Origin of the sequence: Variovorax paradoxus (assembly GCF_902712855.1) — a bacterium.
Taxonomy (GTDB): domain Bacteria; phylum Pseudomonadota; class Gammaproteobacteria; order Burkholderiales; family Burkholderiaceae_C; genus Variovorax; species Variovorax paradoxus_Q.
Genome location: NZ_LR743507.1, coordinates 2,328,497 through 2,340,694, shown reverse-complemented (window position 1 = coordinate 2,340,694; position 12,198 = coordinate 2,328,497). Strand labels below are relative to the sequence as shown.

Genomic DNA, 12,198 nt, shown 5'->3' with positions numbered 1-12,198 from the left:
ATCCGGCAGAAAGGCGGCTCACGCGGGCAGGCAGGCACGCGCACGCGCCAGCAGCAGCGCCTTCTCGCGCGTGTTGCGCGTGAGCGCGGCGGCGCGGTCGAACTCCCTGCGCGCCTCCTCGTGGCGCCCGAGCTTGAAGAGCAGGTCGCCACGCACGGCCGGCAGCAGGTGGTAGGCCTTGAGCGCCGGCTCGTCGACGAGCGCGTCCACCACCTCCAGCCCGGCCGCCGGCCCGAAGGCCATCGACAGCGCCACCGCGCGGTTGAGTTCCACGATGGGCGACGGCGCAAGCTCGGCCAGCGCGTCGTACAGCGCGGCGATGCGGGCCCAGTCGGTTTCGGCGGCGGAGCGCGCGCGGCCATGACAGCTGGCGATGGCGGCCTGCAGCGCATAGGGCCCGAGCGCGCCGCCCAGCGCCTGTGCACGCGCCTCGGCACGCGCGAGCGCCGCCAGGCCGCGGCCGATCAGCATCCGGTCCCAACGCGCGCGGTTCTGCTCGAGCAGCAGCACCGGCTCGCCTGAAGGTCCCAGGCGCGCCGCGGTGCGCGAGGCCTGGATCTCCATCAGCGCGACCAGTCCGTGCACCTCGGGCTCCGCGGGCACCAGCTCGGCCAGGATGCGCCCCAGCCGCAGGGCTTCCTCGCACAGCGAAGGCCGCATCCAGTCGTCGCCCGCCGTGGCCGAGTAGCCCTCGTTGAAGACCAGGTAGATGACTTCGAGCACCGACGCGAGCCGCGCCTCGAGCTCGTGCCGGCGCGGCACCTCGAAGGGCACGCGCGCCTCGGCCAGCGTGCGCTTGGCGCGAACGATGCGCTGCGCGACGGTGGCCTCGGGCACCAGGAAGGCACGCGCGATCTCGTCGGTGGCGAGGCCGCCCATCACCCGCAGCGTGAGCGCCACGCGGGCCTCGGTCGACAGCACCGGATGGCAGGCGGTGAACACCAGCCGCAGCAGGTCGTCGCCGATGTCGTCGTCGAGCGCCGCATCGACCGCCTCGGCAAGCTCGGACTGCGCGATGTCGTGCTGCGCGTCGAGTTCGCGGCCGATCTCGCCGGCCTTGTGCTCGGCCAGCTGCAGGTGGCGCAGGCGGTCGAGCGCGCGACGCTTGGCCACGGCGGTGAGCCACGCGGCGGGGTTGTCGGGCACGCCGTCGGACGTCCACTGCTCGAGCGCCGAGACCAGCGCATCCTGCGCAAGCTCTTCTGCGAGGCCCACGTCGCGCACCATGCGTGCGACGGTGGCGATGATCTTCGCGGACTCCATGCGCCACACCGCCTCGAGCGTGCGGCGGGTGGCGTCGTCTTGGCTCATGGCCTCAGGGCCCGGCCTTCTTCACGGTCTGCATCGACGTGAACTCGGTGGCCACCGCCTGCACTTCGGCCGGGAAGTCGCCGATCTCCTGGATCTGGCGGACCTCGATGACCTCGTTGTCGCCGCCCGGGCAGCGCGCGGCCCACTCGATGGCGGCGGCGCGCGACGGCACGTCGATGATCCAGAAGCCGCCGAGCACCTCCTTGGCCTCGGCGAACGGACCGTCGACGACCGAGGGCTTGCGTCCCTTGAAGCTGACGCGCGCCCCCATCGAGGGCGGGTGCAGGCCATCGCAGGTGATGAGCACGCCGGCCTTCTGCATCGACTCGTTGTAGGCCATCATGGCCGAGACGGCTTCGACGTCGTCGGGAATGGTGCCGGGCGCGGCCGTTTCGTAGCCGTGGGGAATCATCAGGAGCATGAATCGCATGGCGTGTCTCCCGGGTTCAGCTGCCGGCCTTGGTGCGAGCCTCGGCCTCGGCGCGCAGGCGGTCTTCCTGCGCCAGCAGTTCGGGCGTCATCGAGTCGCCGAAGTCGGCCGCCTCGAACACCTGGCGGATCTCGATCTCGCCTTCCTGGAACGGACTGCGTTTGATCCATTCGATGGCTTCTTCCTTCGACTTCACCTGGAACAGCCAGAAGCCGGCCAGCAGTTCCTTGGTTTCGGCGAACGGGCCGTCGATGACGGTGCGCTTCGTCGGGCCTTCGCAGCGCACGCGCACCCCCTTGGAACTGGGATGCAGGCCCTCGCCGGCCAGCAGCACGCCGGCCTTGACCAGCTCCTCGTTGAACTTGCCCATCGCGGTGAGGATCTCGGTGCTCGGCATCACGCCGGCTTCGGAATCCTTGTTGGCCTTGACCAGAATCATGAATCGCATGTCTTTTCTCCTGAAGGTTGATGAGCTCGGGAGCGGCTTCGGACCCGCCTGCTCCTGTTCACACGTCGGGCGAGCGCACGCCGGATCGACACATCGGCATCGATCCGCATGTAATTTTGTGTTTCAGGCTTCCGCAGCGAAGCGCAGCAGGTGGCCGTCAGGCTCGCGGATCGCGAACTCGCGCAGGCCCCAGGGGTGCGAGACAGGCGGCTCGACGATCGCCACGCCGCGCTTCACGTACGCGGCGTGCAGCCCGTCGATGTCGTTGCCCACGCAGATCACGATCTCGCCGCGCCACGGCCCGGCGTCGCGCACGTTGCACTGCCACAGCCGCAGGTAGACCGGGTCGCCGTGGCTGCCGTCGCCCTTCTTCACGCGGGCGTAGCTCGGCGGCTCGCCGGCGATGAAGTCGAGCTCGAAGCCCAGCACATCGCGGAACCATCGCGCGGCGCGAGTGACGTCCGACACCGGCAGCACCGGCTGCACACCGTGGAACCGGTGCAGCGTGCCCAGGTCGGGCGCCGCACTCACGCCGGCCTTGGCTGTCATCCGTTGGCCGCCCTGCGCAGGGCGGCCACGCGCTCCGCGACGGCGTCGATGTCGAGGGCGTCGTCGGCCTTCGCCAGGTAGGTCTCGAGGTCGCGCACGGCCTGCGCGGCATTGCCCTGCTCGGCATGCGCGATGCCGCGGTCGCGGTACTCGCCCCAGGCGGCCGGCAGCAGCACGATGAGGCGGTCCTGGACGGCGATGACGCGCTGCCAGTCTTCCTGCGCGTGGTGCACTTCCTTCAGGTTGCGCAGCATGCGCGCGATGATCTCGCGCGGGCTGGCGGGCTGCAGGTACAGGCCCAGCGGCACGTCGAAGTCGCCCACCAGGCCGTTGCTGCGCTTGTAGGGCTCGAGACGCTCGCCGAGTTCCTCGCGCGAGAGCGACTTGCCGGTGAACGGGTCGATCACCACCTGCCCCTTGGGCAGCGTCACCTTCAGCATGAAGTGCCCCGGAAAGCCGATGCCGCGCGCCTGCAGGCCCAGGCCCTGCGCCAGCTCCATCCACAGGACGGCCAGCGAGATCGGGATGCCGCGGCGGGTTCGCAGAACAGCATTCAGGTAGCTGTTGTCGGGGTCGTAGTAGTCATTGACGTTGCCGCCGAAGCTGAGGTCGCTGAAGAAGAACTGGTTCAGCGCACGCAGGCGGGCGAGCGGCGCGGCATCGGCGGGCAGGCGGCGCTTCAGGCGCGCCAGCAGCTGGTCGACGTCGCCGAGCACCTGCTGCACGTCGAGTTCGGGGTATTCGTCCTGCGCGAGGCTGGCGGCGGCTTCGAGCAACGGAAAGTGATCGTCGCTGCGGACCAGCGATTCGAAGTACTCCAGCGCGGTGGGAAGCTGAAAGCTGAACGTCATGTGTCTTTGTAGAGGAGCCCGTGCGGAGCGTCAAGGACGCGGCGCCAGGCTTCAGCGGCGGATGAAGCTGCGCAGCCGCACGCCCACGGCAAGCAGCACGGCGAAGTAGAGCAGCGCCGAGCCGGCGATGAGCGCGGCCAGCAGCCCGATGCGCCCCAGCCGGTGGTCGCGCAGGCCGATCCAGTCGAAGTGCTGCGAGCCCCACACCAGCAGGCCCGCCAGCACAAGCGTGCCGGCCAGCACCTGCAGCGCGAACTTGCCCCAGCCCGGTTCTGGCTTGTAGCTGCCACGGCGCATGAGGCCTGCCAGAAGCCACGCGGAATTGACCAGCGCGCCGATCGCGATGGTCAGCGTCAGCGCCGCATGCTGCAGCACGGGCACGAGGAACACGTTGAGCACCTGCGTGAGCACCAGCACGCCCACCGCGATCAGCATGGGGGTGCGCGTGTCGTGCTTGGCGTAGTAGCCGGGCGCGAGCACCTTCACCGCCACGATGCCGACGAGCCCCACGCCATAGCCCATCAACGCCAGCGTGGTGCGGCCCACGTCCTCGCCGGTGTAGGCGCCGTTGTGGAAGAGCACCGCCACCAGCGGCTTGGCGAACAGCAGCAACGCGACGGCGCACGGCGCCGACAGCAGCACCACGAGGCGCAGGCCCCAGTCGAGCAGCGACGAATAGCGCGCGTCGTCCTTGGCGGCGCGGGCGCTGGCCAGTTGCGGCATCAGCACCACGCCGAGGGCCACGCCGAGCATGGCGGTGGGAAATTCCATCAGGCGGTCGGCATTGGTGACCCAGGTCACGCTGCCCACCGCAAGATGCGAGGCGATCTGCGTGTTGATGAGCAGCGAGATCTGCGCCACGCTCACGCCCAGCAGCGCGGGCAGCATCAGCCTGAGCACCTTGCGCGTGGTCGGGTCGCTCCATGCAGTGCGCAGCGCCTTGAAGCTGGCGCCGATGCGCGGCATCAGGCCGAGCTTGCGCAGCGCCGGGACCTGCAGCGCCAGCTGGAGCACACCGCCGACCAGCACGCCCACGCACTGGGCATAGATCGGCTCGATGCCCCAGCGCCGGAACAGCGGTGCGCCGACCGAGATCGACAGGATCAGCGCGATGTTGAGCAGCACCGGCGAGGCGGCCGGCACCGCGAACTTGCGCCAGGTATTGAGGATGCCGCCCGCCAGGGCCACCAGCGACATGAATCCGATGTACGGGAACATCCATCGCGTCATGACCACCGCGGCGTCGAAGCCGGCCAGTCCGCTGGCCATGGCCCAGACCATGAGCGGCGCGCCCACCACGCCGGCCACGCAGACGATCACCAGCGTCCAGGTAAGCAGCGTGGCGACATGGTCGATCAGCTGGCGGGCGCCCTCTTCGCCGGCCTCGGTCTTGCGCGCTGCCAGCACCGGCACGAAGGCCTGGCTGAAGGCACCCTCGCCGAACACGCGGCGAAACAGGTTGGGAATGCGGAAGGCGACGTTGAAGGCGTCGGTCAGCGCGCTCACGCCGAAAACCGAGGCGAACAGCACGTCGCGCACGAGGCCCGTGATCCGCGAAGCGAGGGTCAGCAGGGAGACTGTGGAGGCGGATTTGAGCAGGGACACGGGGGCCGAGTGTAGGGCCCGGCAGGCGCCGGAAAGGGCTCCTCGGGCGCTGGATTGGGCGCAATCGCCAACCCGGCCTATAATCGAGGGCTTTGCTGCATCATCCTCAGACACACTAAGGACACAAATCATGGCATCCGCCAAGCCCAAGAAGAAGAACCCGCGCCTCGCCTCCGGCCGTAAGCGCGTCCGCCAGGACACCAAGCTCAACGCTGCGAACACCTCGCTGCGCTCCAAATACCGTACCGCTGTGAAGAACGTCGAAAAGGCTGTTCTCGCTGGCGACAAGACCAAGGCAAGCGAACTGTTCGCGAAGGCCCAGAGCATCGTCGACACCGTCGCCGACAAGGGCATCTTCCACAAGAACAAGGCAGCCCGCGACAAGAGCCGCCTGTCGGCCAAGGTCAAGGCCCTCGCCCTCGCGCCTGAAAAGGCAGCCGCCTGACACCTGTCAGGCAAGCCCGGACCGGAATCCTCCGGTCCGCCGTTTGATCGGGGTGCGCTGCAGCAAAAGTGAAAAACCGCCTTCGGGCGGTTTTTTCATGGGCGATCGGTTTTCGGAAGATCGACGGGAATGACCGGGGCAACAGGGTCGGACCGCACGGCGGCCGCCACAGGCGTCTGCGCAGCCTTCGGCGTGGCCGGAGCGGGCGGCACCGGCGACACGTCCGAGACCTGCAGGTCGTTGTCCTTGGCGAAGTTCACGCAGAAGTCCCAGGCCATGGGTTCCGCGTTGCGCAGTTCGCGGTTCACGATCACGCACTTAACGCCGTTGATCGACGTGGGCACGCACCATGGCGAATAGCTCAGGTAGCTGCCTGGAAACGCGCCGCCAGGGCGAAACGAACTCATGACACCGGCCAGACGCTCGGCCCAATCGCTCGGGCGAAAGGTCCGGCCATCCTTGGTGATGCCCTGGATGAAGATTTCTTTGGCTGTGGGGGAAATCATCGTTGATAGAGGCGGCCGCAGCAGGTGCTGCGGTGCAACAAGCGATTCTATCCGCGGCACTTTTTGCATCCTGAACATGGGGCATTGCTGTGATGCGCAATCCTCAACGAAGCCGTCAAACGCGCCGCCTAGAATTCGCGTTCCCTTATTGGAGATACCGAATGAGCGCCACTGCCCAGCCCACCTCGCCCCACGTCATGAACACCTACGGTCGCCTGCCGATCGCGCTGTCGCACGGCCAGGGCTGCCGAGTCTGGGACACCGCGGGCAAAGCCTACATCGACGGCCTCGGCGGCATCGCCGTGAACACGCTCGGCCACAACCACCCCGAGCTGGTGCCGGCCCTCCAAGACCAGCTGACCAAGCTGATCCACAGCTCCAACTACTACCACGTGCCCGGCCAGGAACAGCTCGCCACCAAGCTGACCGAGCTGTCCGGCCTCACCAACGCCTTCTTCTGCTGCACCGGCCTCGAGGCCAACGAAGCCGCCCTGAAGCTGGCGCGCAAGTTCGGCCATGACAAGGGCATCGAGCGCCCCGAGATCGTGGTCTACGAAGCCGCCTTCCATGGCCGCAGCATCGCCACCCTGTCGGCCACCGGCAACCCCAAGGTGCAGGCCGGCTTCGGCCCGCTGGTCGAGGGCTTCATCCGCGTGCCGCTGAACGACATCGAAGCGCTGAAGAAGGCCACCGAGGGCAACCCCAACGTGGTGGCCGTGTTCTTCGAAACCATCCAGGGCGAAGGCGGCATCCACCCGATGCGCATCGAATACCTCAAGCAGGTGCGCGCCCTGTGCGACGAGCGCGACTGGCTCATGATGATCGACGAGGTGCAATGCGGCATGGGCCGCACCGGCAAGTGGTTCGCCCACCAGTGGGCCGGCATCAAGCCCGACGTCATGCCGCTGGCCAAGGGCCTGGGTTCGGGCGTGCCGATCGGCGCCGTGGTGGCAGGCCCCAAGGCCGCCGGCATCTTCGGGCCCGGCAACCATGGCACGACCTTCGGCGGCAACCCGCTGGCCATGCGCGCCGGTGTCGAGACCATCCGCATCATGGAAGAGCAGAACCTGATCGAGAACGCCGCCACCGTGGGCGCCCACCTGAAGGCGGCCCTGGAGCGCGAACTGGGTGGCCTGCCGGGCGTGAAGGACATCCGCGGCCAGGGCCTGATGCTCGGCATCGAGCTCGACCGCCCCTGCGGCGTGATCCTGAACCGCGCCTGCGACGCCGGCCTGCTGCTCAGCGTCACGGCCGACAAGGTCATCCGCCTGGTGCCCCCGCTCATCCTGAGCGTTGCCGAGGCCGACGAGATCGTTGCCATCCTCGCGCCCATCGTCAAGAATTTCCTGTCGGAGCCTGCCGCCCAATGACGACTGCCACGACAACGACCGCGCCCAACGCCATCCGGCACTACCTGCAGTTCTCGGACCTCACGGCCGACGAATACACGTACCTCTTCGACCGCATGGCGGTCATCAAGAAGAAGTTCAAGACCTACGAGAAGCACCAGCCCCTGACCGACCGCACGCTGGCCATGATCTTCGAGAAGGCCAGCACACGCACCCGCGTGAGCTTCGAGGCGGGCATGTACCAGCTCGGCGGCAGCGTGGTGCACCTGACCACCGGCGACAGCCAGCTCGGCCGCGCCGAGCCCATCGAGGACAGCGCCAAGGTCATCAGCCGCATGGTCGACCTGGTGATGATCCGCACGTACGAGCAAACCAAGATCGATGCCTTCGCGGCGCACTCGCGCGTGCCGGTCATCAACGGCCTGACCAACGAGTTCCATCCCTGCCAGATCCTGGCGGACATCTTCACCTACATCGAGCACCGCGGCTCGATCCAGGGCAAGACCGTGGCCTGGGTGGGCGACGGCAACAACATGGCCAACACCTGGCTGCAGGCCGCCGAGATCCTCGGCTTCACCGTGCACGTCAGCACGCCCAGCGGCTACGAGGTCGACCAGTCGATCGCCGGCATCCGCTCGGGCGACAGCTACAAGGTCTTCAAGGACCCGATGGAAGCCTGCCGCGGCGCCGACCTCGTCACCACCGACGTCTGGACCAGCATGGGCTACGAGGCGGAGAACGAGGCCCGCCGCAAGGCCTTCGCCGACTGGTGCGTCGACGAGGACATGATGCGCGCAGCCCAGCCTGACGCCCTCTTCATGCACTGCCTGCCCGCGCACCGCGGGGAAGAGGTGCAGGCCGAAGTCATCGACGGGCCGCAATCGGTGGTGTGGGACGAGGCCGAGAACCGCCTGCATGCGCAGAAGGCGCTGATGGAGTTCCTGCTCCTCGGCAAGTTGTAAGCACTCCCCCGGCTTCGCGCACTTCGTGTCGCTTCACCGCTGCCTCGCCGGGGGCAGCGCCTGCGGCCCGGCAAAGCCGGTTCCGCGGTGTTGATGGAATAGACAGTGAACTGGTCCCTGCCATGAACGACTGCCAGCAATGCGGCGCCTGCTGCGCCAGCTACCGCGTCGACTTCAGCGTCCACGAACTCGACGACAACGGCGGCCGGGTGCCGTCCGGCCTCGCGGTCGAGGTGAACGACGCGATCTGCCGCATGCGCGGCACGGACCACACGCCCATGCGCTGCGCCGCCCTGGGCGGCAAGATCGGGCAATCGGTCAGCTGCGGCATCTACGAATGGCGACCCAATCCCTGCCACGAGCTGCAGGCAGGCAGCGGCGCCTGCGAGCGAGCGCGCGCCCGGCATGGACTGCCTTCGCTGGCAACCTAGCCGCCGGGTTCGCGGCAGTCTCGCTCATGCGCAGGGGGCAAGGCAGGCGCGACGAACGAGGTTGAAGTTGCCGCGCATCACACCACGCCCTCGATCGGCGTTGCCGCCTCCTTCGCTGCACGCCGCAGGCAGTCGATGAAGATGCGCGCAGCCGGCGTCAATGCCTGGGCATCGCGAACCAGCAGCGTGATCCGCAACAGCGCCAGCGGCGGCCCGGGAAGCGGGAGCCGCACCAGGCCGTGCGAGGTGCCCCGTCCACCGATCAGGTAGCCGGAAAGCAGCGCCAGCGCGTCGGTTCGATGCAGCAGCGTCAGTGCCATCTGCAAGGACTGGCAGGCAATGACATCCGCGGGCGGCGGCATGCGCCGGGCGGCGAACAGGCGCTGCAGCAACGGCAGCCCGTACCCGGGCACCAGCCACAGACAGTGCTGCAGACCCTTGAGCGAGCGCGCCCGGGCCTGCGGATGGCTCGCACGCGCCGCCACGAACAGCGGTTGTTCAAGCAGCATTTCGCGCTCCAGCCCATCTTCGGTCGGCCCGTCCAGTTCGCTGATCACCGCGAAGTCGTAGCCGCCACGGTGCCAGCGCTCGTCGGCGCTGGGCCATGTCAGCTCCTGCAGTTCCAGCAACACGCCGGGCCGACGCGCACGGAAATCCATCAGTGCCGTCGGCAGCAACTGGGCTGCGGCTGAGCTGAACGCGATGGAGAGCCGCCCGCCCGTGCCGTCGCGCAATTGAGCGATCTCTTCCTGCGCACGGCGCATCTCGTTGAAGACCAGATGGCTGCGACGCAGCAGCGCTGTGCCGATCTCGGTCACGATCACCCCCTTGACGCTGCGCGCGAACAGCGGCGCGCCGACGCTGCGCTCGAGTTCACGCACGGCATGCGTGGCGGCCGGTTGCGTCAGATGCAGCTCTCGCGCGGCTGCACGGATGCTGCCGCACTCGGCCACCGCACGAAAGATCTGCAGCTGGCGCAGGCTCGCAAGCGAAGGCGCAGACGCGGCAACGTCGGCACCATCAATTGAATTGATCATTGACTAAAAACTCTTGTCTTTCTTTTATACAGCCGCGTTTCTACAGTGGGGCCGACGTTTTTTCCACCATCCCAAGGACCATCCGGATGTCACCCTCTCCCTCACGCGCGAGCGCGGCCGCTCGCTGGACCCGTTGGACTCGCTGCGCGGCGCTTCTGACACTCGGGCTTGCCGCCACCTGGAATGCCACGGCGCAGGACAAGCCGCCGGTACGCATCCTGGTCGGCTTCGCCGCCGGGGGCGGTGTCGACACCGTCGCACGCATCCTGGCCGAAGGCATGGGCCAGGCGCTGGGCCAGCCCGTCGTGGTGGACAACCGGCCCGGGGCGGGAGGCCTCATTGCCGCGCAGGCGCTGAAAGCCGCAGCGGCCGACGGCAACACGCTCCTGCTGACCAACGACCACACCGTGGCCATCCTGCCTCACACACTGAAGAACCCGGGTTTCAGCGCCAGCAGGGATTTCGCACCCGTTGCACTGGTCAGCGACAAGCTCGTGTTCGCGCTGGCAACGAATTCCGGGACGCGCCTTGAACATCTCAATGACATTGCCGATTGGGCGCGCCGGAGCCCGGGCAAGGCCAACTTCGGCGTCCCGGCGCCCGGCAGCATGCCGGAGTTCGCGGTCGGACTGCTGGCCAGGGGCCTGGGCATCGACGCCACGCCCGTTGCCTACCGTGGCGGCTCGCCCATGGTCATGGATCTGTCGGCAAGCCAGATCCCGTTCGGCATGACCTCCACGATCGAGCTCATCCCGTTTGCCAAGAGCGGGAAAGTCCGGATCCTGGCCGTCTCGGGCAGCGCGCGGCAACCCGATCTGCCCGAGGTACCAACCTTCTCGGAACTCGGCATCCAGGGGCTCGAGTTGCCCAACATCATCGGCCTCTACGCGCCGGCGGGCACCACGCCGGCGCTTGTCGCGCGCTACAGCGAGGCCGTGCGCGTCGCGCTGGCCTCGGACAAGTCAAGGGAGCGCCTGCAGACCCTGGGCTCGCCGGCGAACTACGGCGGCCCCGAAGCGCTCGCTCAGGGCATTCAGCGCATCTCGGACACCTGGGGTCCGGTGATCCGCCGCTCCGGCTACCAACCGCAATGAAAAGGCATGCATGCAAAGCCGCACGCTCCTGAATCACACCCCGGTGCGCGACTGCTTTTCGCAGGACTACGCCGAAGCCCGCGCCAGGTTCGTTGCCGCCGCCCGACGCGCCGGTGCCCAGCTCGAACACCACGTACAGGTGGACCTGGCCGGCGCTCAGGGCGAAACTCTGTCCACCGACGTGGCGCTCATCGGCGCTGCCGAAGCCACATCGCTGCTGATCCTGAGTTCGGGCGTTCACGGTGTGGAGGGCTTCTGCGGTTCGGGCTGCCAGGTGGCCCTCCTGCGCGATGACGCCCTGCTGGCGCTGGCACGGCAGCGCCGCGTGGCCTTGCTGCTGATTCACGCGGTCAACCCCTTCGGTTTTTCGCATCTACGCCGCACCAACGAACACAACGTCGACCTGAACCGGAACTTCATCGACTTCGCCCGGCCTACGCGCAATCCGGCCTACGCCGGGCTGCACGATCTGATGCTGCCCGCGCAATGGCCGCCTTCCGCTGACAACGCCCAGGCCATCGCAAGCTACATCGCCATGCACGGCGAAGCCGCATTCCATGAGGCCGTGACCACGGGACAGTCCGAGTTTGCCGACGGGCTGTTCTATTCGGGTACGGCGCCAAGCTGGAGCAACGAGATGCTGCGCGCGGTCCTTCGCGCCCACGGCGCCGGCCGCCGCCGCATCGCCTGGATCGACGTGCACACGGGTCTCGGACGCTGCGGTCACGGCGAGAAGATCCACGCCGGCTTGCCCGGCACCTTCGACAACCTGCGGCTGGCCCGCAGCATCTGGGGAGCGGACGTGGTCGCCGCCTGGGCGGGCGACTCGGCCTCGCGCCAGGTGGTCGGTCACGCAGTCGGTGCAGTGTTCGGCGAATGCCCGCAGGCCGAGAGCGTCGGCATCGCGCTCGAGTACGGGACGCGCAAGACCTCGATCCTGGACATGCTGCGTCCCGATCAATGGCTGCACCGCTACCCGGGGACGGCCAGTGCCGAGCAGCAGGCCGCCATCAAGCGGGAATTGCGCAACGCCTTCTACGTGGACGACGACGAGTGGCGCGGCATGGTGTCGGGTCAATGCCGCACTGCGCTACTGCAGGCCTGCCTGGCACTCGGACACTGAAACAACATTCGGCGTTTCGTGTTGGAAATTACCGACACCACGCCCCATCGCCCGGCG

At 67.9% G+C, this 12,198-nt stretch carries 14 protein-coding genes; 6 read left to right on the top strand and 8 right to left on the bottom strand.

Annotated features, from left to right (window positions below; translation table 11 throughout):
- Nucleotides 1–18: 18 nt before the first annotated feature.
- The 6 genes from AACL56_RS10515 to murJ form a co-directional block, all read right to left on the bottom strand.
- Entirely contained in the window at nt 19–1,311 is a 1,293-nt protein-coding gene (locus AACL56_RS10515; RefSeq protein ID WP_339089782.1) for an RNA polymerase sigma factor, read from the bottom strand.
- A 4-nt stretch (nt 1,312–1,315) separates the two neighbouring features.
- Nucleotides 1,316–1,741, bottom strand: a complete 426-nt coding sequence (locus tag AACL56_RS10510; protein WP_339089781.1) for a YciI family protein — start codon at nt 1,739–1,741, stop codon at nt 1,316–1,318.
- Between the two features lie 16 nt (nt 1,742–1,757).
- Nucleotides 1,758–2,189 (bottom strand): YciI family protein, encoded by a 432-nt coding sequence (locus AACL56_RS10505; protein WP_339089780.1) that lies wholly within the window; start codon nt 2,187–2,189, stop codon nt 1,758–1,760.
- A 123-nt stretch (nt 2,190–2,312) separates the two neighbouring features.
- Nucleotides 2,313–2,738, bottom strand: coding sequence for a bleomycin resistance protein (locus tag AACL56_RS10500; protein ID WP_339089779.1), 426 nt, complete (start codon nt 2,736–2,738; stop codon nt 2,313–2,315).
- Nucleotides 2,735–3,589 carry a SirB1 family protein gene (locus AACL56_RS10495; RefSeq protein ID WP_339089778.1) on the bottom strand — a complete coding sequence of 285 codons (855 nt, stop codon included), beginning with the start codon at nt 3,587–3,589 and terminating at the stop codon, nt 2,735–2,737. The genes AACL56_RS10500 and AACL56_RS10495 overlap by 4 nt, the downstream gene beginning before the upstream one ends.
- Nucleotides 3,590–3,640: 51 nt before the next feature.
- Complete coding sequence (murJ, locus tag AACL56_RS10490) at nt 3,641–5,194, bottom strand: murein biosynthesis integral membrane protein MurJ (protein ID WP_339089777.1); 1,554 nt, start codon at nt 5,192–5,194, stop codon at nt 3,641–3,643.
- Between the two features lie 130 nt (nt 5,195–5,324).
- On the opposite strand from murJ, the gene rpsT reads away from it, so the two are divergent.
- On the top strand, nt 5,325–5,639 hold the full coding sequence (rpsT, locus tag AACL56_RS10485; RefSeq protein ID WP_007831346.1) for a 30S ribosomal protein S20: 315 nt from the start codon (nt 5,325–5,327) through the stop codon (nt 5,637–5,639).
- A gap of 95 nt (nt 5,640–5,734) precedes the next feature.
- On the opposite strand, the gene AACL56_RS10480 is transcribed toward rpsT, so the two are convergent.
- Nucleotides 5,735–6,145 (bottom strand): DUF3579 domain-containing protein, encoded by a 411-nt coding sequence (locus AACL56_RS10480; protein ID WP_339092843.1) that lies wholly within the window; start codon nt 6,143–6,145, stop codon nt 5,735–5,737.
- Nucleotides 6,146–6,306: 161 nt separating this feature from the next.
- Between AACL56_RS10480 and AACL56_RS10475 the strand changes: the two genes are divergently transcribed.
- From AACL56_RS10475 to AACL56_RS10465, 3 genes are all read left to right on the top strand, one after another.
- The gene (locus tag AACL56_RS10475; protein WP_339089776.1) at nt 6,307–7,515 is read left to right on the top strand and encodes an aspartate aminotransferase family protein; all 1,209 of its coding nucleotides are present in this window, start codon (nt 6,307–6,309) and stop codon (nt 7,513–7,515) included.
- Nucleotides 7,512–8,456, top strand: coding sequence for an ornithine carbamoyltransferase (gene argF / locus AACL56_RS10470; RefSeq protein ID WP_339089775.1), 945 nt, complete (start codon nt 7,512–7,514; stop codon nt 8,454–8,456). Before AACL56_RS10475 ends, argF begins: the two co-directional genes overlap by 4 nt.
- Nucleotides 8,457–8,578: 122 nt before the next feature.
- The gene (locus tag AACL56_RS10465; RefSeq protein ID WP_339089774.1) at nt 8,579–8,887 is read left to right on the top strand and encodes a YkgJ family cysteine cluster protein; all 309 of its coding nucleotides are present in this window, start codon (nt 8,579–8,581) and stop codon (nt 8,885–8,887) included.
- A 77-nt stretch (nt 8,888–8,964) separates the two neighbouring features.
- On the opposite strand, the gene AACL56_RS10460 is transcribed toward AACL56_RS10465, so the two are convergent.
- Nucleotides 8,965–9,924, bottom strand: a complete 960-nt coding sequence (locus AACL56_RS10460) for a LysR family transcriptional regulator (protein ID WP_339089773.1) — start codon at nt 9,922–9,924, stop codon at nt 8,965–8,967.
- An 86-nt stretch (nt 9,925–10,010) separates the two neighbouring features.
- Between AACL56_RS10460 and AACL56_RS10455 the strand changes: the two genes are divergently transcribed.
- Nucleotides 10,011–11,018, top strand: coding sequence for a tripartite tricarboxylate transporter substrate-binding protein (locus tag AACL56_RS10455; RefSeq protein WP_339089772.1), 1,008 nt, complete (start codon nt 10,011–10,013; stop codon nt 11,016–11,018).
- Between the two features lie 10 nt (nt 11,019–11,028).
- Nucleotides 11,029–12,141 carry a M14 family metallopeptidase gene (locus AACL56_RS10450; RefSeq protein WP_339089771.1) on the top strand — a complete coding sequence of 371 codons (1,113 nt, stop codon included), beginning with the start codon at nt 11,029–11,031 and terminating at the stop codon, nt 12,139–12,141.
- The last annotated feature ends 57 nt before the right edge of the window (nt 12,142–12,198 follow it).